We start from the raw sequence: 26,420 nt of genomic DNA on the forward strand, positions 1-26,420 counted from the left end.
GACAATTGGCGGATCGCCCGCGCGCCGCTACGCTCGCCCCCGTGAACGGAGGAGAGTTTCATGTTGTTCTGGATTTTCGCCGCACTGATCCTGCACGCGGTCTATGTCTTCACCCCGACGATGCTGTTTTTCCCGACCGAAGGCGTGTCGCGCCATATGGGCGGGCGGGACGATCTGCCCGAGCCGTCGCCGGTGACGGGCCGCGCGCGCCGCGCCCTTGCCAACTGGCAGGAAAGCCTGCCGGTCTTCATCGTGCTGGCCTTGCTCGCGGTGGTGCTGGAGGCCGACGCCACGCTGGGCGCGGCGATTTTCGTGCTGGCGCGGGTGGCCTATCTGCCGCTCTACATGGTCGCGATCCCCGGCCTGCGTACGCTGGCCTGGGTGGTGGCGGTCGTCGGTCTTTTGATGATGGCCTTCGCGCTGGTCTGAGGTTTCGGGGCAGCAAGCTGCCCCGACCCGCTGGAGGGGCCAGCCCCTCCAGACCTCCCCGAGGTATTTGTAGACCGAAGAAGGGGTCAGGGGCGTGACATCTTCCATGCGTCGCGCACGCCGGGTGAGGCCGCGATGGCGGCCAGCATGGTGTCGAGCTGGTCGGTGGTGCCGTAATCTTCGAACAGGGCGCGGTTCGAATTCAGGATCGCCGCAAGAGCCTTGTCGCGAAGTCCCGTCGTCAGCCCTTCCTCGATCGCGCGTGAGTCGGGCGTTCGCGTCACATGAAAGGCGAAGGTCGTGTCATGGGCATGGGCGAGCGGGGTGAACCAGTCGCGCATGAGCAGCATCTGGGCCATCACCCACGGCTCGCGCCAGTGCAGCGCGCCGCAGTGCACGACGATGGCACCGGGCTGGAGCGCCGGGTAGAATGTGCGGGCGATTGCGTCGAGCGTCGCGGTCGATTTGGAGGCGTCCACCACGAGGATTTCGATGGGTTCCCTCGGCCAGACCGTGTCTTTCAGGTCTTCCTTGTAAAGCGAGATGCGATCCAGCCACGGGGTGAGGAGCGCCGTCGCGGCCGGAAGCAGGTCTTCGCCCTCGAACCGGGCGACCCCGGCGGGGTAGAGAAACCGGCGCTTCGCCGCCTCGTCCGCGCCGAACCGGTCGTAGGCGTGGATGGGCGCACTATGCCCGGCCTGCCGCTGACCTTCGGCCAGCCGCGCGGTCGACCCGCCCGCGAAACATCCCAGATCGACGACCGCGCCGGACCCTTGCGCCCAAGCGGCGGTGAGCCAGTAGAGCAGAAGTTCCTCTTCATGGGCCAGCATGGTCGGGATCGCTCTGGCCGGACCGAGCCGGTCGGGCCCGCCCGCCAGCCACGGGCTTTCGTCGAAAACGGACGTGTCGCGCAATGTCATGGACTGCGATTAGCACGGCGCCCATGACCCGCCAAGCCGGGCGCGAATTGCCCTTGAAACGGGCGGCGGGCTGTCGTATCTCCCAGCCCGGTCCTAGGGGTATAGCTCAGCTGGTAGAGCGACGGTCTCCAAAACCGTAGGTCGCGGGTTCGAACCCTGCTGCCCCTGCCACCACCTTCCGCAAAGCATTGAATTGCTACGGTTTGCCGCATCGGTGGCACCGATTCCCCCGCATTTTCCCCGTATCGGCCCCAATCACGCCCGATTTCGCCTGTTGTCTTGTGGGTGGCGAGTTTGCTTCGGGGTTCTGGCGTGCAAAGGCTGATTATCCTCTTTTTCCTGCTGCCGTGGTGGGCCTATGTCCCGATCGCGGGCGGCGTGGCGTATCTGGGGAACGAGGTCTACAAGCACGAACTCGAGACCGAAGCCGAGCGTGAGGCCGCGCTGGACCTTGGCGCGCCGTTGCCGGTCGATCTGTCGCTATTCGACGAGGACGTGCATATCGGGCCTGCCGGTGAAGTGAACGTGCTGGGCTGGATCAACACCGACTACAACTACACGCTGACCAAGCGCACGAACGGGGTGAAAACCTCGGAGCGGTATCTCTACATGGTGTTCGGCATGGGCGACGATCTGTCGTCGCGGACCGTGCGGGCGGCGATCGTGCTCACCGAGCGCGACAAGGATTACTTCGTCGATCACATCGAAGATTACATCGTGTCCTATCAGAAGGAGGAGCCCCTGTTCCGGCTGGGCGGGTTCGCCTCCGGGTATGATTCCATGTCCTCGATGGTTTCGGATGCCATCGAAGAACAGGGTCTGCGAAAGGCGGACGACTTCTTCTACCTCGAACCCTTTCTTGCGGGGCGGGAAGCGGCTTTGGCCGCGCAGGGCGCGCCGGAGCTTGCCCGCAAGCAGTTCTGGGCCGCCGCACTGGCCATCGCCCTGTTGGGTCTGGCAAAGCGCGTCTTTGGCTGGGGGCGCAAGCCGAGCGAGGCGTCCCGCGCCATCGACCCGCGCAAGGCCGTGCAGGTGCAGCCGCCGGCCGGGGCGAACAAGGCGCATGACTACGATTACACGTTCAAGGCCAAGCGTCGCGACGTCGAACTGTCGAAGGACATCTCACCCGACAGCCCGCTTGGGCGGCTGGCGACCCGTGGCGCGCCGGTCCAGACGCAGGGCGACACGGCGGAGGGGGCCGAAGCCGCGCCGGAACGCGTGCTGACTGGCGAGGCCGAGGCGGCGGTCGCCGCGCATTTTGCGCTGAAGGGCCATTTCAGGAAAACGCTCGTCCGGCTCGTGCTTCTCGCCGTCGCGGCGGGTTCGGGCGTCTGGGTGGTGGCTCAGAGATACGGGCAGGACTTCGCGGTGCTCGCGGCGCTCCTCGGGTCCGCCCTGCTCGCGCTGTTCGCCATCGGGGCGGTCGTCGCGTTTTTCGTCAGGATTGGTTCACGCCAGAAAGCGATGCGGGCCGCCGGCTTGTCGATGAGCGATCTGCGCGCGATTCTGCGCGGTGACAGATCGGTCGGCACGATCGTTGAGAGCGCCGAACCCGAACCGGCGATGTCGACCGCGGCGGATGAGCCGGAGCCTGAGCACGCGCAAGCGCGCCCAAAGACTGCGCGCGGGGGCACAGGGGCACGGGCGCTTTTCGGCCTTGCAGCCCTGCTCGCCGTGATCGGTTACCTGAACTCCAAGGGCACGGCCCTGGTGAGCCTGCCGATCAACGGTTTCGATCCGTTCGCCCAACCGATGCCGCTGTTCGCCGTCGCCGGTTTTCTCATGGCGCTTTCGGTCCTTAGCGGGCTGGGCAAGTCGCGAAATGCTAAAGGCGATGCGCCGCAGATCATCCCGCGTGTCGCGGACCCGGCGACGGGGGCCACGCCCCAGCCAGTGCAGAAGGCGGCCGAGCGCCTGTCGGGCAGCCGCGCATGGGTGAAGTCGGCGGGGCGCGGCAAGCCGTCAACCCCGACGGCGGTCAACGCGGACATGCGCGACCGGATGAAAGCCGACCCTTTCGACCGTTTCGCGGAACAGGCGCGCGCGCTGAGATAGAGGCGAAGGGCGCGAACATGCGGATGCGGGTTGAAAACCCGCGCCCGGTGGCGTATCTGCCCCTCGTTCACGAGAAGGCACGATCATGGCAAGAACCAACCCGTTCCAGTTCATTCAGCAGGTCCGTTCCGAGGTGTCGAAAGTCACCTGGCCGACCCGCCGCGAAGTCATGCTGACCTCGGGCATGGTCATCGCGCTGACCGCGCTGGTCGCCGTGTTTTTCTCGCTCGTCGACCTTGCGATCCGCTCGGGTCTGACCGGGCTTCTGTCCTTCCTCGGCTGACACGTCCCCCGGCCTTTCGCGGGATCGGGCCTTGGCGCGCCGAGGCTTGAAAATCCGGCGAGAGGGGGGTATCTGACCCACCATTCCCCATGAGGCGTGCAATGATTCGAGTTGCACGCCCGTTTTTTAAGTCCGGGGCAAAAGTTGAAAAAGGCGGCTCGCGTCGCCCGCAGGAACAGGACAAGCACGATGGCGAAACGGTGGTATTCGGTGAGCGTTCTCTCGAACTTCGAGAAGAAGATCGCCGAGCAGATCAAGACCTCCGTGGCGGAAGCCGGGCTGGAAGACGAAATCGACGAAGTGCTCGTTCCGACCGAAGAAGTCATCGAAGTGCGCCGCGGCAAGAAGGTCACGACCGAGCGCCGCTTTATGCCCGGCTACGTGCTGGTCCACATGGAAATGTCGGACGAGGGCTATCACCTCGTGAACTCGATCAACCGCGTCACCGGGTTCCTCGGGCCGCAGGGCCGCCCGATGCCGATGCGCGATGCCGAGGTCGAAGCGATCCTGGGCCGTGTCGAGGAGGGCGTGGAAGCGCCGCGTACGCTCATCACCTTCGAGATCGGCGAAAAGGTCGCGGTCACCGACGGCCCGTTCGAGGGCTTCGACGGCATGGTCGAGGGCGTGGACGAGGACAACCAGCGCCTCAAGGTGTCGGTGTCGATCTTCGGTCGCGCCACTCCGGTCGAGCTGGAATACACGCAGGTGTCCAAACAGGGCTGATCCCTTGCCGGAATTTCGGAAAGGCGCCGCGACCGTGCGGCGCCTTTTGCATGTCTACCGTTCCATCGCGCCCTTGCCCGCGAAGATCTTGTCGCGGAACTTTTCGATCCGGGCAAAGCGGGTCTCGGGCTTCTTGGCCTGAGCCAAGTTGAAGGCATAGCTTTTCTGTCGCCCCGGCGTGAGGGCGAAGAAGGCTTCGGCAAGCTCGGGGTCGCCGTCCAGCGCCTCGACCAGTTCGTCGGGCATCTCGATCTCACGCTCGACCTTGGGGGGCTTCACGCCGCGTTCGGCGTAATCCATCAGCTCGGCAAGGTAGGCGCGGATGATCGGCTCCGTCTTCGCGGGGCCGTCGTTCGTGGTGAAGTAGAGCACGTTCTTCACGACCGAGTTCGGCCCGGCGGTTTCAAGCACCCCTTCGGGGTCTTTCAGAAGGCCGCCGTTCATGAAGGTGAAGCGGTAGTCGCCGCGAAACGCGCCCATCATCGCGATGTTTCGGTCCGCGTGCATGTAGACGGGGTGCGCCCATTTCACGTGTTCGGACAAGCCCATGTCGAGACAGATCTCGCGCAGCTTGTTCTGGCCCTCTTTCCACTGCTGGATCGAGCAGTCCGGGGTGTCGAAGCGGTCGCAGCGGCCGCAGCCTCGGGTGAAGTAGTCTTCGATGTCGGTAATCATCGCCATCAGTCGCGGGTCTCCATCAGGCAGAAGCCGTTGCCGAAAGGGTCGGCGCAAAAGGCGGTCTTGGGGCGGTTCTCCATGTCGAAGACCTGTTCGACGGTGCCGCCCGCCGCCGTCAGACGGTCGAGCGCGGCGTCGAAATCATCGACCTCGATGTCCATGTGCACGGGCGTCCAGTGGCGGGTGTAGTGACGGCGGTCGTCCGTTTCGGGCGCGGGCTGTGAGCCTTCGGGTTTCTGGATGATCCCGAATGCCTGTCCGCCGCTCCCGCGCAGGACCGCGTAGGTTTCGATGGGCCGGGCGACCTCCTGCACGCCGAAGACATCGGTGTAGAACGCGATGCCTTTGGCAAGGTCGGGCACGTCGATGGAGACGGAATACTTCATGGCGGAACGCTAGCCTGCGCGGGGCCTGCCCAAAAGGGGGGAATCGCTTGCAATGTGTGCCCGAGTTGCGTATTGCCGCCCCGTTCAGGGACGCCCAAGGGTGATCCCTGTCCTATTCGTGTGGGAGGCGAGGCGGTCGCGATCGTCGGACCTGACCACGGCAACATCAAGCTGAAGGGCGCGCCCTGAGGCTGTTGGAAGAAGGAGAGGCCGGATGGCCAAGAAACTTGCTGGCAAGATGAAGCTGCAGATCCCTGCAGGTCAAGCCAACCCGTCGCCGCCCGTGGGCCCCGCCCTGGGTCAGCGCGGCATCAACATCATGGAATTCTGCAAGGCGTTCAACGCCAAGACGCAGGAGATGGAGCAGGGTGCCCCTTGCCCCACCGAGATCACCTACTATCAGGACAAGTCCTTCACGATGGACATCAAGACGCCGCCGGCGTCGTACTTCCTGAAGAAGGCCGCCAAGCTGAAGTCGGGCGCGAACAACCCGGGTCGTGAGACCGTGGGCACCGTGACCGCCGCTCAGGTCAAGGAAATCGCGGAAGCGAAAATGAAAGACCTGAACGCGAACGACGTCGAAGCTGCGATGCAGATCATCCTGGGTTCCGCCCGCTCCATGGGCATCGAGGTGAAGTAAGATGGCAAAGCTCGGAAAACGCACCGCCGCTGCCCGCGAAGCTTTCGCCGGCAAAGAGTTCGTCACCGTCGAGGAAGCCGTCGCGTTGGTGAAAGCCAACGCATCGGCCAAGTTCGACGAGTCGGTCGAGATCGCCATGAACCTCGGCGTCGACCCGCGTCACGCCGACCAGATGGTCCGTGGCAAGGTCAGCCTGCCGAACGGCACCGGCAAAGAGGTCCGCGTGGCCGTCTTCGCCCGTGGCGACAAGGCTGAGGAAGCCAAGGCCGCTGGCGCCGATATCGTGGGCGCAGAAGACCTGATGGAAACCGTGCAAGGCGGCAAGATCGACTTCGACCGCTGCATCGCCACCCCGGACATGATGCCCGTCGTCGGCCGTCTGGGTAAGGTTCTGGGTCCGCGCAACCTGATGCCGAACCCGAAGGTCGGCACCGTGACCATGGACATCAAGGAAGCCGTGGAAGCCGCCAAGGGCGGTGAGGTTCAGTTCAAGGTCGAGAAGGCGGGCATCGTCCACGCCGGGATCGGCAAAGCCTCGTTCGACGAAGGCAAGCTGGCCGAGAACGTCCGCGCTTTCGTGGACGCCGTGTCGAAAGCCAAGCCGGCCGGCGCGAAGGGGTCGTACCTGAAAAAGGTCTCGATCTCGTCGACGATGGGACCGGGCGTTTCGATCGACGTCGAGAACGCCACCGGCAACTGAGCCGACGGACAGACAGATTGACGAAGGGCGCCTTTCGGGGCGCCCTTTTTCGTGCCGTGGACGGACGCCCGGCTGCGACACCGCGTTTCAGGTCAAAAGCTCTCGCGGGAACGTCCTGCCGCTGGCAGCGTCGAGATGCTCGTGGTTTTCGTTCAGGAACCACGGCACGATGAACAACCTTGCCCCCTCGGCGCGCATCTGGGCGTGGAGCGACACATGCTCGCATATCACCATGCCCTGACTGCCGCGGGACCGATAGGTTTTACCGCGCAACGCCGCCGTGCGATACAGCCCCGCCCCACCGAAGGCGGAGTCGACCTCGATCCACGGATAATCCGCGGGAATTCTGTATTGAAGCTGGTGGACATACCGGATTTTCAGTTCCTGCCGCGATCTGGGTGTCCGGTCGAACGGGTTGAGGCGGCTGAGAAGCTTTTCGAACCTCGGGCGCCCGGCGACCTGCTTCCACTCATGGTTCAGTTTCGGCATGAAATTGTAGTCGCACCAGTTTGGCCGTCGGAGCGCGTAGATATCGAAATAGGCGTTCGGCTGGTTCGCGAACACCGCCTGCCAGTCGCCGTGCGCGTCATCCATCAGGCGTTTGACGACGACCGGGTCCAGCGTGTTGTTCAACCCATCCATATCGAGGATCAGCGTGAAGTCGGGCACGGACGTAGACGCGAACAGGGCCTCCAGCGAGGCCTGCCGCGCGACCGCAAGCCGATCCACCCGCTGCTCGTGTTCGGATGCCAGCCCGTCCATGTTGATGATCGTCAGCGGCAAAGGTCCGCGCCGGGCTTGATCGAGCACGGCATCGGTGCCGTCTTCGTTGTCGTTCGTGACGATGATGACGCGCTCGAGCGTGACGGTAGCGGCCAGCCGTTCCATCATCGCGAAGGCTCCGGGCAGGTGGGGCGCAGTGTTTCGGGCCAGACCGATGATGGCGAGGGTCTTGTCTGGTCCCGACATGCGGCAATGTCCTGTCTGTCAAATGGAGCGATCAAATGGGGCCGATTGGAATGCGACGCATCTTAAATGAGGCTGTCGTGACCTGTCCATCCAGAGGCCGGAAGCAGGCGCGGATCGCGCCGCCCACTATTGGCGGCATTTGCGAGATCTGAAGACCTTGCGGTTCAGCCGACAAAAAAAGGGCGCCTCGCGGGGCGCCCTTTTTCAGTGTCTGTCCGGCGGTATCAATATTCGTAGAAGCGCGTGGTTTCGCCGCCCGAATAGTCGGAGATGAAGTTCTTCCCGTAGGTGTTGGGGAAGGACGACGTCTGGCCGGTGTCGTAGTCGCTCCGGTAACAGGTCGCGCCTTCGCAATCGAGAAATCCGTTTGCCGGGGCGTCGATGTCCCATTCGTTGCCGGTTTCTCCCAGTCCCGCGACTTCGACTTCCGAGATTGCGGTGCTGGTCTTGTCGGCCAGAGCATTCGTGCCGCCCGATACGGACAACAGAACTGCGGTGCCGATGCCGACGATCGCGGCGGTGAGCACTACCCAGTCGACGGTCACGGCGCCGGAGGTATCCGACAGGAAATGGCCGAGCCGGCGCCGCTTGGCGGCCGGAATATTCTCAAGTTCGAAATCTGCGTTCATTCTGTCTGTCCCTTGCTATGCGGTGGTCGCATTAACCTTGATGCGATCTGAATGACCGTAATTTGCGGTCGAGATATAACTTTCCTGTGGTGCCTCGGGGGTGTTTTCACGGCGGATTTCAGCGGCGCCCGTGGTGGCGAAAAGGCGCGGGAATGGCGGGATTGTGTATCTCGATGCGCGGGCGCCTCGTCTCGCGGTCTGGACGGCGCCTCGATAAGTGACGGGATCACGACTGCGCCCGGAGCCTAGGGCGGCGCGGCACCGCCTTATTGCGAGGTTTCGACAATGCCGGGGTGCGCCACCCGACTGATGACGGGGGAAACGCGGGCGGGGCAGGGGCATCCGCCCGCCTGCGAAATATGGTCTTTCCGCGTGCAAAGAGGTCACGCTCAACCGGGGCGGGCACAAATGTCTCGCCGTGTGCGATGTGGCATGTTATACTTATTGTACATTCGAGGGGACCGGGACGCGCGTGATGGCCTATCACGCGCTCGTGGCAATTTCCCCCTTTCCTTTTCACCGAATCCGCTCTACACCCCGCCGGGTCTGACGCCCTGACTCTGTCCGTGCGTCCGACGATTCGTCCGAGAAGGTGGGTGGAGCAATCCATAAATCCTGCCTGAGACGGGAAAGAACCAGATTTCTTCGGGCCGCCTTTCGGGGTGCCTCGGGTGATCTTGGACGGACCCGTAAGGACCCGACCATCGGGTGCCTGCACCCGGTGTAAATAGAGCCGGAGGGGTCGCACCCTCCATACTTGGAGTGAAACTGTGGATAGAGCCCAGAAAGAGAAAGTGGTCGAGGAACTCGGCCAGATCTTCGAAAGCTCTGGCGTCGTTGTGGTTGCCCACTACGAAGGTCTCACGGTTGCTGAGATGCAGGACCTCCGCGCACAAATGCGTGACGTGGGTGGTTCGGTGCGTGTCGCCAAGAACAGGCTCGCCAAGATCGCTCTGGAAGGCAAACCGGCGGCTTCGATCGCCCAGTACCTGACAGGCATGACTGTCCTCGCCTATTCCGAAGACCCCGTGGCTGCGGCCAAGGTCATGGATAAGTACGCCAAGGATAACGAGAAGCTCGTGATCCTCGGTGGTGCTATGGGTGGGGAAGCACTCGACACCGCTGGTGTCGGCCGTGTCGCCAAAATGCCGTCGCGTGAAGAGCTTCTCGCTCAGATCGCATCGTGCATTGGCGCGCCCGCGTCGAACATCGCCGGTGCCATTGGCGCTCCTGCTTCGAACATCGCATCCATCCTTTCCACCATCGAGGAAAAGGCTGCGTAAGCAATCTAGAGGCCGACGTAGCGTTGCAATCGCTCACGTTGGAACACATCTGAAAGAACGGAAACAGTACTATGGCTGATCTGAAGAAACTTGCTGAAGAGATCGTGGGTCTGACCCTTCTCGAAGCTCAGGAACTCAAAGAGATCCTCAAAGAAGAATACGGCATCGAGCCCGCTGCTGGCGGCGCTGTCATGATGGCCGGCCCTGCTGGTGGCGACGCCGGTGCAGCTGCTGAAGAGAAGACCGAATTCGACGTCGTTCTCAAGTCGGCTGGCGGCAACAAAATCGCCGTCATCAAAGAAGTTCGCGGCATCACCGGTCTTGGCCTGAAAGAAGCCAAAGACCTGGTCGAAGCCGGCGGCAAGATCAAAGAAGGTGTCGACAAGGCGGAAGCCGAAGACATCAAAGGCAAGCTGGAAGCGGCAGGCGCCGAAGTCGAGCTGGCCTAAGGGCGAGGTGGGTTCGCACCCACCTTACGATATCGAGGCTGGGTCCGGAGAAATCCGGGTCCAGCCGAACCTGTCTTGGCGAGGGCCATTCGCGAAGCATCCGCTTCGGTGACCTTCCCCAAGGCGCGGTTCAAGGATCGGGCGGAAACCTGTGGGAAGGTTTCCAGGTATGGATCCGAACCCCCGTTTCGAACGGCGTGCAGGCCGGTGCCCCGGCGGCCCCGCACGTCAGTGAGAAAGCAACAAAGGTGTCCACCTTATGGCGCAGTCCTACCTCGGCCAGAAACGTCTTCGTAAATACTACGGCAAAATCCGCGAAGTGCTGGAGATGCCGAACCTGATCGAAGTCCAGAAGGCCTCTTACGATCTTTTCCTCAACTCCGGCGACCAGCCCGAGCCCGCTGACGGCGAAGGCATCAAAGGCGTGTTCCAGTCGGTCTTCCCGATTTCGGATTTCAACGAGACGGCGACGCTGGAGTTCGTCCGCTACGAGCTCGAGCATCCCAAGTACGACGTGGAAGAGTGCCAGCAGCGCGACATGACCTATTCGGCGCCGCTGAAGGTCACCCTGCGCCTCATCGTGTTCGATGTGGACGAGGATACCGGCGCCAAGTCGGTGAAGGACATCAAGGAACAAGACGTGTTCATGGGTGACATGCCGCTCATGACCCCGAACGGGACGTTCATCGTGAACGGGACCGAGCGCGTCATCGTCAGCCAGATGCACCGTTCGCCGGGCGTCTTCTTCGACCACGACAAAGGCAAGACCCACAGCTCGGGCAAGCTGCTCTTCGCCTGCCGCATCATTCCCTACCGCGGCTCGTGGCTCGACTTCGAATTCGACGCCAAAGACATCGTCTTCGCGCGCATCGACCGCCGCCGGAAACTTCCGGTGACGACCCTGCTCTATGCTCTCGGGCTGGATCAGGAAGGCATCATGGATGCCTATTACAACACGGTCGACTACACCCTTGAGAAAAACAAGGGCTGGGTCACCAAGTTCTTCCCCGAGCGTATTCGCGGCACCCGTCCGAACATGGACATCGTCGACGCGGATTCGGGCGAGATCCTGTTCGAGGCCGGCAAGAAGGTCACGCCGCGCGCGGTCAAGAAGCTGATCGACGAAGGCACGGTGAAGAACATCCTCGTGCCGTTCGACAACATCGTCGGCCGCTATGTCGCCAAAGACATCATCAACGAGGAAACCGGCGCGATCTATGTCGAGGCCGGTGACGAGCTGACGCTGGAATACGACAAGGACGGCGATCTGATCGGCGGTTCGGCGAAAGAGCTGATCGACGCGGGCATCACCGACATTCCGGTGCTCGACATCGACAACGTCAACGTCGGCCCCTACATCCGCAACACCGTGGCCGCGGACAAGAACATGAACCGCGACACCGCGCTCATGGACATCTACCGCGTCATGCGTCCGGGCGAGCCGCCCACCGTCGAAGCCGCGTCGACCCTGTTCGACCAGCTGTTCTTCGACAGCGAGCGTTACGACCTGTCCGCCGTGGGCCGGGTGAAGATGAACATGCGTCTGAACCTCGACGCCGAGGACACGCAGCGCACCCTGCGCCGCGAAGACATCATCGCCTGTATCAAGGCGCTGGTGGAACTGCGTGACGGGCGCGGCGAAGTCGACGACATCGACCACCTCGGCAACCGCCGTGTGCGGTCGGTCGGCGAGCTGATGGAAAACCAGTACCGCGTCGGCCTGCTCCGCATGGAGCGCGCGATCAAGGAGCGTATGTCGTCGGTCGAGATCGACACGGTGATGCCGCAAGACCTCATCAACGCGAAGCCGGCCGCCGCTGCCGTGCGCGAGTTCTTCGGCTCTTCGCAGCTCTCGCAGTTCATGGACCAGACCAACCCGCTGTCGGAAGTCACGCACAAGCGTCGTCTCTCCGCGCTCGGGCCGGGCGGTCTGACCCGCGAACGTGCAGGCTTCGAAGTGCGCGACGTGCACCCGACCCACTATGGCCGGATGTGCCCGATTGAAACGCCGGAAGGCCCGAACATCGGCCTTATCAACTCGCTGGCCACCTTCGCCCGCGTGAACAAGTACGGCTTCATCGAAACCCCCTACCGCGTCGTCAAGGGCGGGCAGGTGACCGATGAAGTCCACTACATGTCCGCGACCGAGGAAATGCGTCACACCGTGGCGCAGGCGAACGCATCGCTCGACGAGAGCGGCAAGTTCGTGAACGAGATGGTCAACACCCGCCAGTCGGGCGAATACACCCTCGCGCCGGTCGACAGCGTCGACCTGATCGACGTGTCGCCCAAGCAGCTGGTCTCGGTCGCTGCCTCGCTCATCCCGTTCCTCGAAAACGACGACGCCAACCGCGCGCTCATGGGCTCGAACATGCAGCGTCAGGCGGTTCCGCTTCTGCGGGCCGAGGCGCCGCTGGTCGGCACAGGGATCGAGGGCAAGGTTGCCGTCGACTCCGGCGCTGCCATTCAGGCTCGTCGCGCCGGCGTGATCGACCAGGTGGACGCCACGCGTATCGTCGTTCGCGCCACCGCCGATCTGGAGCCGGGCGATCCGGGCGTCGACATCTACCGTCTGCGCAAGTTCCAGCGGTCGAACCAGAACACCGCCATCAACCAGCGTCCGCTGGTGAAGGTGGGTCAGGACGTCGAGAAGGGCGAAGTCATCGCGGACGGTCCGTCCACGGATATGGGGGAACTGGCGCTCGGCAAGAACGTCGTCGTCGCCTTCATGCCCTGGAACGGCTACAACTACGAAGACTCGATCCTGATCTCCGAGCGGATCGCGCAGGACGACGTGTTCACCTCGATCCACATCGAGGAATTCGAAGTCGCCGCTCGTGACACCAAGCTTGGGCCGGAAGAGATCACCCGCGACATCCCGAACGTCGGCGAGGAAGCTCTGCGCAACCTCGACGAGGCGGGCATCGTTTACATCGGTGCGGACGTTGAGCCGGGCGACATTCTTGTCGGTAAGATCACGCCGAAGGGTGAAAGCCCGATGACGCCGGAAGAAAAGCTTCTGCGCGCCATCTTCGGTGAGAAAGCGTCCGACGTGCGTGACACGTCGCTGCGGGTCAAGCCGGGCGATTACGGCACGGTCGTGGAAGTTCGCGTCTTCAACCGTCACGGCGTCGAGAAAGACGAACGTGCGCTTCAGATCGAGCGTGAGGAAGTCGAACGTCTGGCCCGTGACCGGGACGACGAGCTCGCCATCCTCGACCGCAACATCTATGCGCGTCTGCGTGACATGATCGAAGGCAAGACCGCCGTGAAGGGGCCGAAAGGCGTCAAATCGGGGTCGGTCATCGACGACGCGCTGCTGGGTGAACTCAGCCGTGGCCAGTGGTGGCAGCTCGCCCTTGAGGATGAAGCCGACGCCCAGATGGTCGAAGCTCTGAACGCGCAGTACGAGGCACAGAAACGTGCGCTCGAGCACCGCTTCGAGGACAAGGTCGAGAAGGTGCGTCGTGGCGACGATCTGCCCCCGGGCGTGATGAAGATGGTCAAAGTCTTCATCGCCGTGAAGCGCAAGCTTCAGCCGGGCGACAAGATGGCCGGTCGTCACGGGAACAAGGGTGTCATTTCGCGGGTCGTCCCGATGGAAGACATGCCGTTCCTCGCAGACGGCACGCCTGTCGACTTCTGCCTCAATCCGCTGGGCGTGCCGTCGCGCATGAACGTCGGGCAGATCCTCGAAACCCACATGGGTTGGGCCGCACGCGGTCTGGGTCTGAACATCGACGAGGCTCTGGGCGAATACAAACGCTCGGGCGATCTGACCCCGGTTCGGGATGCGATGAAGCATGCCTATGGCGAAGACGTCTATGCGGAAGGCATCGAAGGTATGGACGAAGAGCGCCTGATCGAGGCGGCTTCGAACGTCACCCGCGGTGTGCCGATCGCAACGCCGGTCTTCGACGGTGCGAAAGAGCCGGAAGTGAACGACGCCCTCACGCGGGCCGGGTTCGACACCTCGGGTCAGTCGGTGCTGTTCGACGGCCGCACGGGCGAGCAATTCGCGCGTAAGGTCACCGTCGGCGTCAAGTACCTGCTGAAGCTTCATCACCTTGTCGACGACAAGATCCACGCCCGTTCGACCGGGCCCTACTCGCTCGTCACCCAGCAGCCGCTTGGTGGTAAGGCGCAGTTCGGCGGTCAGCGTTTCGGGGAGATGGAAGTCTGGGCGCTCGAAGCCTACGGCGCGGCCTACACGCTGCAGGAGATGCTCACCGTCAAGTCGGACGACGTGGCAGGCCGGACCAAGGTCTACGAGTCGATCGTCAAGGGCGAGGACAACTTCGAAGCGGGCGTGCCCGAGTCGTTCAACGTGCTCGTGAAGGAAGTCCGGGGTCTCGGCCTCAACATGGAACTCCTGGATTCGGAAGGGGAGCCGGATGAGTGAGGCCCTGAGCCTCACCCCATCCCCCCAACGAACCCAGATTTGAGGAAATCCAAATGAACCAGGAACTGACAACCAACCCGTTCAACCCGCTGGCGTCGCAGAAGATCTTTGACGAGATCAAGGTGTCGCTCGCGTCGCCGGAACGGATTCTGTCGTGGTCCTATGGCGAAATCAAAAAGCCTGAGACCATCAACTACCGGACCTTCAAGCCCGAGCGCGACGGCCTGTTCTGCGCCCGTATCTTTGGCCCGATCAAAGACTACGAATGCCTCTGCGGCAAATACAAGCGCATGAAGTATCGCGGCGTCGTCTGCGAGAAATGCGGTGTCGAAGTGACGCTCCAGAAGGTGCGCCGCGAGCGTATGGGCCACATCGAACTGGCCGCGCCCGTCGCCCACATCTGGTTCCTGAAGTCGCTGCCCAGCCGGATCGGCCTCATGCTCGACATGACGCTGCGCGATCTGGAGCGGATTCTCTACTTCGAGAACTACGTGGTGATCGAGCCGGGCCTGACGGACCTTCAGTACGGTCAGCTCATGTCCGAAGAAGAGTTCAACGACGCGCAGGACACCTATGGTGCCGACGCCTTCCAGGCGAACATCGGCGCCGAAGCGATCCGTGAAATGCTGTCGATGATCGACCTTGAGCAGGAAGCCGAAACGCTGCGCGCCGATCTGGCCGAAGCGACCGGCGAACTGAAGCCCAAGAAGATCATCAAGCGTCTGAAAGTCGTGGAAAGCTTCATCGAATCCGGCAACCGCCCGGAGTGGATGATCCTGACCGTGATCCCGGTCATTCCGCCGGAACTGCGCCCGCTGGTGCCGCTGGACGGTGGCCGGTTCGCGACCTCGGACCTCAATGACCTGTATCGCCGCGTCATCAACCGGAACAACCGCCTCAAGCGGCTGATCGAATTGCGCGCGCCGGACATCATCGTGCGCAACGAAAAGCGGATGCTTCAGGAATCCGTGGACGCGCTGTTTGACAACGGCCGCCGTGGCCGCGTCATCACGGGGGCCAACAAGCGCCCGCTGAAGTCGCTGTCGGACATGCTGAAAGGTAAGCAGGGCCGCTTCCGTCAGAACCTTCTGGGGAAACGCGTCGACTTCTCCGGTCGTTCGGTCATCGTGACCGGCCCGGAGCTGAAACTGCACCAGTGCGGTCTGCCCAAGAAGATGGCGCTCGAACTGTTCAAGCCGTTCATCTATTCGCGGCTGGAGGCCAAAGGTCTGTCTTCGACCGTGAAGCAGGCCAAGAAACTGGTCGAAAAAGAGCGCCCCGAGGTTTGGGATATCCTCGACGAGGTCATCCGTGAGCACCCGGTTCTTCTGAACCGCGCGCCCACGCTGCACCGTCTTGGTATTCAGGCGTTCGAACCCACGCTGATCGAAGGCAAGGCCATTCAGCTTCACCCGCTCGTCTGTTCGGCGTTCAACGCCGACTTCGACGGTGACCAGATGGCCGTTCACGTGCCGCTCTCGCTGGAAGCCCAGCTTGAAGCGCGCGTGCTCATGATGTCGACGAACAACGTTCTGTCGCCCGCCAACGGCGCGCCGATCATCGTTCCGTCGCAGGATATGATCCTTGGCCTCTATTACATCACGATGGAGCGCAAAGGCATGGTCGGCGAAGGCATGGTCTTTGCCGATGTGGACGAAGTGCAGCACGCGCTGAACGCTGGTGAAGTGCATCTGCACGCCAAGGTCTCGGCCCGCATCAAGCAGATCGACGAAGAAGGTCAGGAAGTTTACCAGCGGTTCGAAACGACGCCGGGCCGTATCCTTCTGGGGGCGCTCCTGCCGCTCAACGCCAAGGCGCCCTTCGACCTCGTGAACCGCCTTCTGCGGAAGAAAGAGGTGCAGCAGGTCATCGACACTGTCTACCGCTACTGCGGTCAGAAAGAGTCGGTCATCTTCTGCGACCAGATCATGTCCATGGGCTTCAAGGAAGCGTTCAAGGCCGGCATCTCGTTCGGTAAGGACGACATGGTCATCCCGGACTCCAAGTGGACCATCGTGGACGGTGTCCGCGAGCAGGTGAAAGAGTTCGAACAGCAGTACATGGACGGCCTCATCACCCTTGGCGAGAAATACAACAAGGTGGTCGATGCCTGGTCGAAGTGTTCCGATCAGGTGGCCGACGCGATGATGGGCGAAATCTCGGCTGTGCGCGTCGACGACAAGGGCGCCGAGATGGAGCCGAACTCGGTCTACATGATGTCGCACTCCGGTGCGCGGGGTTCCCCGGCACAGATGAAGCAGCTGGGCGGTATGCGTGGCCTCATGGCCAAGCCGTCGGGCGAGATCATCGAAACGCCGATCATCTCGAACTTTAAAGAAGGCCTTACCGTGCTCGAGTACTTCAACTCGACCCACGGCGCCCGTAAGGGTCTGGCCGATACCGCGCTCAAGACCGCGAACTCGGGTTACCTGACCCGTCGTCTCGTGGACGTGGCGCAGGACTGCATCGTGCGTGACATCGACTGCGGCACCGAAAACGCGATCACGGCTTCGGCTGCGGTCAACGACGGTGAAGTGGTCGCGACGCTGGCCGAGCGCATCCTTGGCCGCGTGTCGGCCGACGATGTTCTGCACCCGGCCACCGGCGAAGTGCTGGTCGCGAAGAACGAGCTGATCGACGAGCGCAAGGCGGACATCATCGAGGAGGCCGGTGTCGCCTCGATGCGCATTCGCTCGCCGCTGACCTGTGAAGCCGACGAAGGCGTCTGCGCCAACTGCTATGGTCGTGACCTCGCCCGCGGCACCCGCGTCAACGTGGGTGAAGCGGTCGGCATCATCGCCGCGCAGTCGATCGGTGAACCGGGCACGCAGCTGACGATGCGGACCTTCCACATCGGCGGTATCGCCCAAGGTGGTCAGCAGTCGTTCCAGGAAGCCGGTCAGGAAGGTGTGATCGAGTTCCGCAATGCAAACACCCTGACCAACGCGTCGGGCGAGCTCATCATCATGGGCCGCAACATGCAGGTTGCGATCATGGATGAGAACGGCGTGGAGCGTGCGAGTTACAAGCCGGGCTACGGGTCCAAGCTGTTCGTCGAGGACAAGCAGAAGATCAAGCGCGGCGACAAGCTGTTCGAATGGGACCCGTACACCCTCCCGATCATCGCGGAAGCGGCGGGTCAGGTGAAATTCGTCGACCTCGTGTCGGGCATCTCTGTCCGGGACGAGACCGACGATGCGACGGGCATGACCCAGAAGATCGTGTCGGACTGGCGTTCGGCGCCGCGTGGTTCGGACCTCAAGCCCGAACTCATCCTCGCGGGTCCGGACGGCGAGCCGGTGCGCAACGATCAGGGCAACCCGATCACCTACCCGATGTCGGTCGACGCCATTCTGTCGGTCGAGGATCAGTCGGACGTGCAGGCCGGTGACGTTATCGCGCGTATCCCGCGTGAAGGCGCGAAGACGAAGGACATCACCGGTGGTCTGCCGCGTGTGGCCGAACTCTTCGAAGCGCGTCGTCCGAAAGATCACGCGATCATCGCCGAGATCGACGGTTACGTGCGCTTTGGCCGCGACTACAAGAACAAGCGTCGCATCGCGATCGAGCCGTCGGACGAGAGCCTGGAGACCGTGGAATACATGGTGCCGAAGGGCAAACACATCCCGGTGGCCGAGGGCGACTTCATCCAGAAGGGCGAATACATCATGGACGGCAACCCTGCCCCCCATGACATTCTCGCCATTATGGGTGTCGAGGCGCTGGCCGAGTACATGATCGACGAAGTGCAGGACGTGTATCGACTGCAAGGCGTGAAGATCAACGACAAGCACATCGAGGTCATCGTGCGCCAGATGCTCCAGAAATGGGAGATCATGGAAAGCGGTGACACGACGCTCCTCAAGGGCGAGCATGTCGACAAGGCAGAGTTCGACGCGGCCAACGAGAAGGCGCTCGAGCGCGGCAAGCGTCCGGCGGAAGGCCAGCCCATCCTGCTCGGGATCACCAAGGCGTCGCTGCAAACCCGCAGCTTCATCTCGGCGGCCTCGTTCCAGGAAACCACGCGTGTTCTGACCGAGGCATCGGTGCAGGGCAAGCGCGACAAGCTGGTCGGCCTCAAGGAAAACGTCATCGTGGGCCGCCTGATCCCGGCGGGCACCGGCGGCGCGACCATGAAGGTCCGTCACATCGCGCAGGAGCGTGACCGCAAGGTCATCGAAGAAGCGCGGGCCGAGGCCGAAGCGGCGGCGGCACTGGCTGCCCCGGAGGAAGAGATCGATCCGTTCGGCGATTCCGGTCTGGTCGAAACGCCCGAAGCCGGCGGCGACGAACAGCCCTAAGGCTTTGACATGAAAAGGAAAGCCCCGCCGATCCGGCGGGGCTTTCTTGTTTTTGGAAGCAGGTAACGTGCGTCGGCGCGGGTGCCGGACCCTATTGCTCGATCGCGTAGAACTTCCCGTTGTCGAGCGCGAAGTCGAAGCCCCCGGTGCCGCTGCCTGTCGTCGTGCCGGTCATGGCGCTCGCGCGGCCCTCGCTCTTGAGGTTGCGGAAATCGCCGTTGAACCGGAGCGTCGCGTCGGATTCGAGACCGGTCGAGTTGTCGCGAATGTTGTCGGTGCCGTTCGCGGCCAGACCCGTGCCCGTCACGGTGCCGTTCAGAAACACCTCACCCGCGAAGGTGCGGTTCTGCGATCCATCGGCATTGTAGAGTGCGATTTCATCCACCGTGCCGCTGACGACCCCGGTGTTGAAGCTCTCGACGGTCATGTTCACCGCGCCGGTCATGAACCCCGCGATGTCGCCGGTCACGTCCGCACCGAAGCCGCCCAGATAGTCGGCGCTTCCCGAGTTCGGCATGGTCGTGGTCGCCTCCTGACCCCGGACATACTGGAACGCGGACTGGAAATCGGCCTCGCCCGTGGCGTCGTCCAGCCGGGAGACGTCGATCCCCGGCGATGTGTCGAGAAGTTCGGCGCCCTGGCCGTTCGTGGCCCTGCCGCCGAAAATACTGCATCCGCCAACAGCGGTGCACGCGGCCAGAGCCGCGGTAATCTGAAGAAGTTTCATTGTCTGCTCGCCTCGAATGCGGTTAGGGTCGAGACCGTTGTTCGGCCTTCGAAATTGGGCCGAGTATCCGCCCAAAACCGCTTTTAAGCAAGGTTTTCCGGCTTTGTGCGCCGGTGCTGCGGATTCTGGCGCATCAGCGTTGACAAGCTATCCGACTCCCCATATACGGCGCGCACCCGGGCAAAGGGATACGTGTATCCGACCGCCCGTCTACAGATATGAAGTGGCCACGATCCGGGCCTTGTTGCCCCGATCCTCTGATTATCCACCGCGTCGCCCCGGCTGACTGGGGCGGGGGCGGTTCATTGCGTTTTTTGGACGCGAAAGACGCAAGTCGACTGAAACCGGGGCGCGCGCCCCATGAACATAAGTGTTGCAACACGGGGAACGAAGCCCAATGCCCACGATCCAACAGCTGATCCGCAAGCCGCGTCAGCCCAAAGTCAAACGCTCCAAGTCCCAGCACCTGGAATCCTGCCCGCAGAAGCGTGGCGTCTGCACGCGCGTCTACACGACGACGCCGAAGAAGCCGAACTCCGCTATGCGTAAAGTCGCCAAGGTCCGTCTGACCAACGGCTACGAAGTCATCAGCTACATCCCCGGTGAAAGCCACAACCTGCAAGAGCACTCCGTCGTGCTCATCCGTGGCGGCCGTGTGAAAGACCTTCCGGGTGTCCGTTACCACATCCTTCGCGGTGTGCTCGACACCCAGGGCGTCAAAGATCGTAAGCAGCGTCGTTCGAAGTACGGCGCGAAGCGTCCGAAGTAAGGAGAGACTGGTATGTCCCGTCGTCACGCTGCTGAGAAGCGCGAAATTCTGCCTGACGCCAAGTACGGCGATAAGGTTCTGACCAAGTTCATGAACAACCTCATGGTCGACGGCAAGAAGTCTGCCGCCGAGAAGATCGTCTACAACGCGCTTGGTCGCGTCGAAGACAAGGTGAAGCGGGCTCCGGTGGAAATCTTCCACGAGGCGCTCGACAACATCAAGCCGTCGGTAGAGGTCCGCTCGCGCCGCGTTGGTGGTGCCACCTATCAGGTTCCCGTCGAAGTGCGCCCCGAGCGTCGTGAAGCTCTGGCGATCCGCTGGCTCATCACCGCCTGCCGCGCCCGCAACGAGAACACGATGGAAGAACGCCTTGCCGGCGAGCTGCTCGACGCAGTCAACGGTCGCGGCACCGCCGTGAAGAAGCGTGAAGACACCCACAAGATGGCCGACGCCAACCGTGCGTTCAGCCATTACCGCTGGTAACCGAACACCGATAGAGGCCCATTCCAATGGCACGCGTATATCCCCTCCAACGCTACCGTAACTTCGGCATCATGGCTCACATCGATGCCGGCAAGACCACGACCACGGAGCGCATCCTGTACTACACCGGCCGGTCGCATAAGATCGGTGAGGTGCACGACGGTGCGGCCACCATGGACTGGATGGAGCAGGAGCAGGAGCGGGGGATCACCATCACCTCGGCTGCGACCACGACCTTCTGGCAGTGGCAGGAAGACCCGACCGAAGAAGGGACCGATGACACGAAGTTCCGCTTCAACATCATCGACACCCCCGGCCACGTGGACTTCACCATCGAAGTCGAGCGTTCGCTCGCCGTTCTCGACGGCGCCGTCGCGCTGCTCGACGGTAACGCCGGTGTCGAGCCGCAGACCGAAACCGTGTGGCGTCAGGCTGACCGCTACAAGGTTCCGCGTCTCGTGTTCGTCAACAAGATGGACAAGATCGGTGCCGACTTCTTCAACTGCGTCGAGATGATCAAGGACCGTACCGGTGCGACTCCGGTCCCCGTGAACTTCCCGATCGGTGCCGAAGACAAGCTCGAAGGCATCGTCGACCTCGTGACCATGGAAGAGTGGGTCTGGCAGGGCGAAGACCTAGGCGCCTCCTGGGTGCGCCAGCCGATCCGTGACGACCTCAAGGATCTGGCCGACGAGTGGCGTTCGCACCTCATCGAAAACGCCGTCGAAATGGACGACGACGCGATGATGGAATACCTCGAAGGCAACGAGCCCGACATTCCGACCCTGCGTTCGCTGATCCGCAAGGGCTGCCTCGACCTGAAATTCGTTCCGGTTCTGGGTGGTTCGGCGTTCAAGAACAAAGGCGTTCAGCCGCTGCTCAACGCGGTCGTCGACTTCCTGCCGAGCCCGCTCGACGTGGTCGACTACATGGGCTTCGCGCCGGACGACGAAACCGAAGAGCGCAACATCGCCCGCCGTGCGGACGACGAGATGCCGTTCTCGGCGCTGGCGTTCAAAATCATGAACGACCCGTTCGTCGGCTCGCTGACCTTCACCCGCATCTACTCGGGCAAGCTCAACAAGGGCGACAACATCCTCAACTCGACCAAGGGCAAGAAAGAGCGCATCGGTCGTATGATGATGATGCACTCGAACGACCGGGAAGAGATCGAAGAAGCGTTCGCGGGCGACATCATCGCGCTGGCCGGTCTGAAAGAGACCACCACGGGCGACACGCTCTGTGCCTCGAACGCGCCGGTCGTGCTTGAAACCATGACCTTCCCCGATCCGGTCATCGAGATCGCGGTCGAGCCGAAAACCAAGGCCGACCAAGAGAAGATGTCCCAGGGCCTTCAGCGTCTTGCCGCCGAGGACCCGTCCTTCCGCGTCGAAACCGACCTCGAGTCCGGTCAGACCATTATGAAGGGCATGGGCGAACTTCACCTCGACATTCTCGTCGATCGTCTGAAGCGCGAGTTCAAGGTCGAAGCCAACATCGGTGCGCCGCAGGTGGCTTACCGTGAGACCATCGGTCACGAGATCGAGCACACCTACACCCACAAGAAACAGTCGGGTGGTTCGGGTCAGTTCGCTGAAGTGAAACTGGTGATCTCGCCGACCGAGCCGGGAGAAGGCTACTCGTTCGAGTCGAAGATCGTCGGTGGTGCGGTTCCGAAGGAATACGTGCCGGGCGTCGAAAAGGGCATCAAGTCGGTCATGGACTCCGGTCCGCTCGCCGGCTTCCCGGTCATCGACTTCAAGGTCGCGCTGCTGGACGGTAAGTTCCACGACGTCGACTCGTCGGTTCTCGCGTTCGAAATCGCGTCGCGGATGTGCATGCGCGAAGGTCTGCGTAAGGCCGGTGCGAAGCTGCTCGAACCGATGATGAAGGTCGAAGTCGTGACGCCGGAAGAATACACCGGCAACATCATCGGCGACCTCACCTCCCGTCGTGGTCAGGTGTCGGGGCAGGAGCCGCGCGGCAACGCCGTTGCGATCAACGCCTTCGTGCCGCTGGCCAACATGTTCGGCTACATCAACAACCTGCGTTCGATGTCCTCGGGCCGCGCGCAGTTCACGATGCAGTTCGACCACTACGAACCGGTTCCGGCGAACATCTCGGAAGAGATCCAGTCGAAGTACGCATAAGCAGCGGTGCGGGGGAGCCCCCGCACCCTACCACCCCGTAGGGTGCGCCTCGGGCGCACCGCCAATGATAAGGAGGCCATCATGGCTAAGGAAAAGTTTGCACGTAACAAACCGCACGTGAACGTGGGCACCATCGGCCACGTTGACCACGGCAAGACGACGCTGACGGCGGCGATCACGAAATACTTCGGTGACTTCAAAGCCTACGACCAGATCGACGGCGCACCGGAAGAGAAAGCGCGCGGGATCACGATCTCGACGGCGCACGTGGAATACGAGACGGACGCGCGTCACTACGCCCACGTCGACTGCCCCGGCCACGCCGACTACGTGAAGAACATGATCACCGGCGCGGCCCAGATGGACGGCGGCATCCTCGTGGTGAACGCGGCCGACGGCCCGATGCCGCAGACCCGTGAGCACATCCTGCTCGCCCGTCAGGTCGGCGTGCCGGCGCTGGTCGTGTTCCTGAACAAAGTCGACCAGGTCGACGACGAAGAGCTGCTCGAGCTCGTCGAAATGGAAGTCCGCGAACTGCTCTCCGAGTACGAATTCCCGGGCGACGACATTCCGATCATCGCGGGTTCGGCTCTGGCCGCTCTCGAAGGCCGTGACCCGGAAATCGGCGAAGAGAAGATCAAGGAACTGATGGCGGCCGTCGACGACTTCATCCCGACGCCGGAGCGCGCCGTGGATCAGCCGTTCCTCATGCCGATCGAAGACGTGTTCTCGATCTCGGGCCGCGGCACCGTTGTGACCGGCCGTGTCGAGCGATGGCGTGATCAACGTGGGCGACGAACTGGAAATCGTCGGCATCAAGGACACCAAGAAGACGACCTGCACGGGCGTGGAAATGTTCCGCAAGCTGCTGGATCGTGGTGAAGCCGGCGACAACATCGGCGCCCTGCTGCGCGGCATCGACCGTGACGCGGTCGAGCGTGGTCAGGTTCTGTGTAAGCCGGGTTCGGTGAAGCCGCACACGAAGTTCGAGTGCGAGGTCTACATCCTGACGAAGGATGAAGGCGGCCGTCACACCCGTTCTTCGCCAACTACCGCCCGCAGTTCTACTTCCGCACGACGGACGTGACCGGCACGGTCGAGCTTCCCTCGGGCACCGAGATGGTGATGCCGGGCGACAACCTGAAGTTCACCGTCAGGCTGATCGCCCCGATCGCCATGGAAGACGGCCTCCGCTTCGCCATCCGCGAAGGCGGCCGCACCGTGGGTTCCGGCGTCGTCTCGAAAATCCTCGAGTAATTAACGGGTTCGACGAGGGCTTCCGGATGAGCCGGAGGTCCTCCTCTCAACTGAAAAGGACAAGACAATGGCCATTCAAAGCCAGAACATCCGGATCCGCCTGAAGGCGTTCGACTACCGCGTGCTGGACGCCAGCACGCAGGAGATCGTTGCGACCGCCAAGCGGACCGGTGCGCAGGTGCGCGGGCCGATCCCGCTGCCGAACAAGATCGAGAAGTTCACGGTTCTCCGTGGGCCGCACATCGACAAGAAATCGCGCGATCAGTTCGAGATCCGGACGCACAAGCGTCTGCTCGACATCGTGGACCCGACCCCGCAGACCGTGGACGCGCTGATGAAGCTCGACCTCGCTGCCGGCGTCGACGTGCAGATTTCCGTTTAAGGAGGGCATGAGCAATGATGCGCTCTGGTGTTATCGCAAAAAAGGTCGGCATGACCCGCCTCTTCCTCGAAGACGGCAAGCAAGTGCCGGTCACCGTTCTGCAACTCGACGGGTTGCAGGTCGTGGCCCAGCGGACGACCGAGAAGGACGGCTACACCGCCGTTCAGCTTGGCGCCGGATCGGCCAAGGCCAAACGGACGTCCAAAGCCATGCGTGGCCACTTCGCCACCGCCAACGTTGCGCCCAAGCGCAAGGTTGCCGAGTTCCGCGTGGATGCCGAGAACCTGATCAACGTGGGTGAAGAGATCACCGCTGACCACTACTTCGCGGGTCAGTTCGTGGACGTCTCGGGCACCTCGATCGGTAAAGGCTTCGCCGGTGCCATGAAGCGGCACAACTTCGGTGGTCTGCGCGCCTCGCACGGTGTGTCGATCTCCCACCGTTCGCACGGTTCGACGGGTCAGTGTCAGGACCCCGGCCGCGTGTTCAAGGGCAAGAAGATGGCCGGTCACATGGGTGCTGCCCGTGTCACCACCCAGAACCTCCAGGTCGTGAAGACGGACAGCGAACGCGGTCTGATCATGATCAAAGGTGCCGTTCCGGGTTCCAAAGGTGGCTGGGTCACCATCAAGGACGCCGTGAAGAAGCCGTTCCCCGAGAACGCCATTCTCCCGGCTGCCCTGAAGTCCGCCGCTGAAGAAGCTGCGAAAGCCGCGGAAGAAGCCGCTGCCGCCGCTGCCGCCGAGGCGGAAGAGGAAGCCAAGCGTCTGGCCGAAGAGCAGGCTGCTGCCGAAGAGGCCGCCCTGAAGGAAGCCGAAGCCGAGATCGACGCCGAAAAGGGTGAAGATGCCGGCTCCGACGCCGAGAAGAAGGAAGGCGACGAATGAAACTCGACGTGATCAAACTGGACGGCGGCAAAGCCGGGTCGGTCGAGCTGGACGAGGCCCTTTTCGGGCTCGAGCCGCGCGCCGACATCCTGCACCGTGTGGTCCGCTGGCAGCGCAACAACGCGCAGCAGGGCACCCACAAGGTGAAAACCCGCTCGGAAACCAGCTACTCGACCAAGAAGATCTATCGCCAGAAGGGCACCGGTGGCGCACGCCACGGCGACCGCAACGCGCCGATCTTCCGCAAGGGTGGTATCTATAAGGGTCCGACCCCGCGCTCGCACGGGCATGAGCTGACGAAGAAATTCCGCAAGCTCGGCCTCAAGCACGCGCTCTCCGCCAAGGCGCAGGAAGGTGCGATCGTCGTGATCGACACCGCCGAAGCCGACGGCAAGACCAAGGTGCTGGCCAAGCTGGTCAAGGATCTGGGCTGGAAGCGCGCGCTCATCATCGACGGTGCCGAGGTGAACGAGAACTTCGCCAAGGCCGCGCGCAACATCGAAGGTCTCGATGTGCTGCCGTCGATGGGCGCCAACGTCTATGACATCCTCAAGCGTGACACGCTCGTGCTCACGAAAGCGGGTGTCGAAGCTCTGGAGGCTCGTCTGAAATGACCGACAAAGCCGCACTCTACGACGTGATCCGCAAGCCGATCATCACCGAGAAATCCACGATGGCCTCCGAGGCCAACGCCGTGGTGTTCGAAGTGGCGATCGACGCGAACAAGCCGCTGATCAAGGAAGCGGTGGAAACGCTCTTCGGTGTCAAGGTGAAGGCCGTGAACACGACCGTCACCAAAGGCAAGCAGAAGCGGTTCCGGGGCCAGATGGGCCGCCGCAACGATGTCAAGAAAGCCTATGTGACCCTCGAAGAGGGCAACACGATCGACGTGACCACCGGTCTGTGATCGTGTCGGCG

The 26,420-nt window shown here is 62.6% G+C and carries 23 protein-coding genes, 1 tRNA gene and 1 pseudogene; 19 read left to right on the forward strand and 6 right to left on the reverse strand.

The genetic code is table 11. The features are described from left to right. The first annotated feature begins 60 nt into the window (after positions 1-60). The gene (locus HOY44_RS11915) at positions 61-429 is read left to right on the forward strand and encodes an MAPEG family protein (RefSeq protein ID WP_008331648.1); all 369 of its coding nucleotides are present in this window, start codon (positions 61-63) and stop codon (positions 427-429) included. 86 nt (positions 430-515) lie between these two features. Here the strand turns inward: HOY44_RS11915 and HOY44_RS11920 are convergent, their stop codons facing one another. Then, on the reverse strand, positions 516-1,349 hold the full coding sequence (locus HOY44_RS11920) for a class I SAM-dependent methyltransferase (protein WP_287434872.1): 834 nt from the start codon (positions 1,347-1,349) through the stop codon (positions 516-518). 95 nt (positions 1,350-1,444) lie between these two features. Here HOY44_RS11920 and HOY44_RS11925 point away from each other — a divergent pair. The 4 genes from HOY44_RS11925 (at position 1,445) to nusG (ending at position 4,410) form a co-directional block, all read left to right on the forward strand. Beyond that, a tRNA-Trp gene (locus HOY44_RS11925) sits at positions 1,445-1,520 on the forward strand. Positions 1,521-1,661: 141 nt separating this feature from the next. After that, a complete protein-coding gene (locus HOY44_RS11930; protein WP_287434873.1) occupies positions 1,662-3,404 on the forward strand; it encodes a hypothetical protein in 1,743 nt (580 codons plus the stop codon). A gap of 85 nt (positions 3,405-3,489) precedes the next feature. Then, positions 3,490-3,687, forward strand: a complete 198-nt coding sequence (gene secE / locus HOY44_RS11935) for a preprotein translocase subunit SecE (RefSeq protein ID WP_008331634.1) — start codon at positions 3,490-3,492, stop codon at positions 3,685-3,687. 189 nt (positions 3,688-3,876) lie between these two features. After that, positions 3,877-4,410, forward strand: a complete 534-nt coding sequence (gene nusG / locus HOY44_RS11940) for a transcription termination/antitermination protein NusG (RefSeq protein ID WP_008331633.1) — start codon at positions 3,877-3,879, stop codon at positions 4,408-4,410. A gap of 54 nt (positions 4,411-4,464) precedes the next feature. Here nusG and HOY44_RS11945 read toward each other — a convergent pair whose 3' ends face one another. Together HOY44_RS11945 and HOY44_RS11950 are read right to left on the reverse strand one after the other, a co-directional pair. After that, positions 4,465-5,091: a YdeI/OmpD-associated family protein gene (locus tag HOY44_RS11945; RefSeq protein WP_287434874.1), complete on the reverse strand. Its 627-nt coding sequence runs from the start codon at positions 5,089-5,091 to the stop codon at positions 4,465-4,467. Then, complete coding sequence (locus tag HOY44_RS11950; RefSeq protein WP_287434875.1) at positions 5,091-5,474, reverse strand: VOC family protein; 384 nt, start codon at positions 5,472-5,474, stop codon at positions 5,091-5,093. Before HOY44_RS11950 ends, HOY44_RS11945 begins: the two co-directional genes overlap by 1 nt. Positions 5,475-5,688: 214 nt before the next feature. Here HOY44_RS11950 and rplK point away from each other — a divergent pair, with 214 nt between their 5' ends. Both rplK and rplA read left to right on the forward strand, forming a co-directional pair. Next, a complete protein-coding gene (rplK, locus tag HOY44_RS11955) occupies positions 5,689-6,114 on the forward strand; it encodes a 50S ribosomal protein L11 (protein ID WP_008331629.1) in 426 nt (141 codons plus the stop codon). A 1-nt stretch (position 6,115) separates the two neighbouring features. Continuing rightward, positions 6,116-6,814, forward strand: coding sequence for a 50S ribosomal protein L1 (gene rplA, locus HOY44_RS11960; RefSeq protein ID WP_008331628.1), 699 nt, complete (start codon positions 6,116-6,118; stop codon positions 6,812-6,814). Between the two features lie 87 nt (positions 6,815-6,901). On the opposite strand, the gene HOY44_RS11965 is transcribed toward rplA, so the two are convergent. After that, positions 6,902-7,783, reverse strand: coding sequence for a hypothetical protein (locus HOY44_RS11965; RefSeq protein WP_287434876.1), 882 nt, complete (start codon positions 7,781-7,783; stop codon positions 6,902-6,904). Positions 7,784-8,007: 224 nt separating this feature from the next. Next, on the reverse strand, positions 8,008-8,412 hold the full coding sequence (locus HOY44_RS22655; protein WP_353806642.1) for a hypothetical protein: 405 nt from the start codon (positions 8,410-8,412) through the stop codon (positions 8,008-8,010). 770 nt (positions 8,413-9,182) lie between these two features. On the opposite strand from HOY44_RS22655, the gene rplJ reads away from it, so the two are divergent. The 4 genes from rplJ to rpoC all read left to right on the forward strand — a co-directional run bounded on the left by rplJ (position 9,183) and on the right by rpoC (position 18,847). Then, positions 9,183-9,695 (forward strand): 50S ribosomal protein L10, encoded by a 513-nt coding sequence (gene rplJ / locus HOY44_RS11975; RefSeq protein WP_287434877.1) that lies wholly within the window; start codon positions 9,183-9,185, stop codon positions 9,693-9,695. 71 nt (positions 9,696-9,766) lie between these two features. Next, on the forward strand, positions 9,767-10,144 hold the full coding sequence (gene rplL / locus HOY44_RS11980; protein WP_008331622.1) for a 50S ribosomal protein L7/L12: 378 nt from the start codon (positions 9,767-9,769) through the stop codon (positions 10,142-10,144). Positions 10,145-10,403: 259 nt separating this feature from the next. Beyond that, positions 10,404-14,546, forward strand: coding sequence for a DNA-directed RNA polymerase subunit beta (gene rpoB / locus HOY44_RS11985; RefSeq protein WP_287434878.1), 4,143 nt, complete (start codon positions 10,404-10,406; stop codon positions 14,544-14,546). A 53-nt stretch (positions 14,547-14,599) separates the two neighbouring features. Beyond that, positions 14,600-18,847 (forward strand): DNA-directed RNA polymerase subunit beta', encoded by a 4,248-nt coding sequence (gene rpoC / locus HOY44_RS11990; RefSeq protein ID WP_287434879.1) that lies wholly within the window; start codon positions 14,600-14,602, stop codon positions 18,845-18,847. Positions 18,848-18,938: 91 nt separating this feature from the next. On the opposite strand, the gene HOY44_RS11995 is transcribed toward rpoC, so the two are convergent. Next, positions 18,939-19,574 (reverse strand): hypothetical protein, encoded by a 636-nt coding sequence (locus HOY44_RS11995; RefSeq protein ID WP_008331618.1) that lies wholly within the window; start codon positions 19,572-19,574, stop codon positions 18,939-18,941. Between the two features lie 397 nt (positions 19,575-19,971). On the opposite strand from HOY44_RS11995, the gene rpsL reads away from it, so the two are divergent. The 8 genes and pseudogenes from rpsL to HOY44_RS12035 all read left to right on the forward strand — a co-directional run bounded on the left by rpsL (position 19,972) and on the right by HOY44_RS12035 (position 26,409). Beyond that, positions 19,972-20,343, forward strand: coding sequence for a 30S ribosomal protein S12 (gene rpsL, locus HOY44_RS12000; protein WP_008331617.1), 372 nt, complete (start codon positions 19,972-19,974; stop codon positions 20,341-20,343). A gap of 12 nt (positions 20,344-20,355) precedes the next feature. Next, positions 20,356-20,826 carry a 30S ribosomal protein S7 gene (rpsG, locus tag HOY44_RS12005; RefSeq protein ID WP_008331616.1) on the forward strand — a complete coding sequence of 157 codons (471 nt, stop codon included), beginning with the start codon at positions 20,356-20,358 and terminating at the stop codon, positions 20,824-20,826. A 26-nt stretch (positions 20,827-20,852) separates the two neighbouring features. After that, a complete protein-coding gene (gene fusA, locus HOY44_RS12010; protein WP_008331615.1) occupies positions 20,853-22,976 on the forward strand; it encodes an elongation factor G in 2,124 nt (707 codons plus the stop codon). Between the two features lie 81 nt (positions 22,977-23,057). Then, positions 23,058-24,233: pseudogene (tuf, locus tag HOY44_RS12015) on the forward strand (elongation factor Tu). 73 nt (positions 24,234-24,306) lie between these two features. After that, positions 24,307-24,615, forward strand: coding sequence for a 30S ribosomal protein S10 (rpsJ, locus tag HOY44_RS12020; protein ID WP_040885642.1), 309 nt, complete (start codon positions 24,307-24,309; stop codon positions 24,613-24,615). Positions 24,616-24,629: 14 nt separating this feature from the next. Next, positions 24,630-25,502 carry a 50S ribosomal protein L3 gene (gene rplC, locus HOY44_RS12025; RefSeq protein ID WP_008331609.1) on the forward strand — a complete coding sequence of 291 codons (873 nt, stop codon included), beginning with the start codon at positions 24,630-24,632 and terminating at the stop codon, positions 25,500-25,502. Then, positions 25,499-26,116, forward strand: a complete 618-nt coding sequence (gene rplD, locus HOY44_RS12030) for a 50S ribosomal protein L4 (protein WP_008331607.1) — start codon at positions 25,499-25,501, stop codon at positions 26,114-26,116. The genes rplC and rplD overlap by 4 nt, the downstream gene beginning before the upstream one ends. Next, positions 26,113-26,409, forward strand: coding sequence for a 50S ribosomal protein L23 (locus HOY44_RS12035; protein WP_008331605.1), 297 nt, complete (start codon positions 26,113-26,115; stop codon positions 26,407-26,409). The genes rplD and HOY44_RS12035 overlap by 4 nt, the downstream gene beginning before the upstream one ends. Positions 26,410-26,420 lie beyond the last annotated feature (11 nt).

It is taken from the genome of Maritimibacter sp., from assembly GCF_016774595.1.
GTDB classification, from domain to species: Bacteria; Pseudomonadota; Alphaproteobacteria; order Rhodobacterales; family Rhodobacteraceae; genus Maritimibacter; species Maritimibacter alkaliphilus.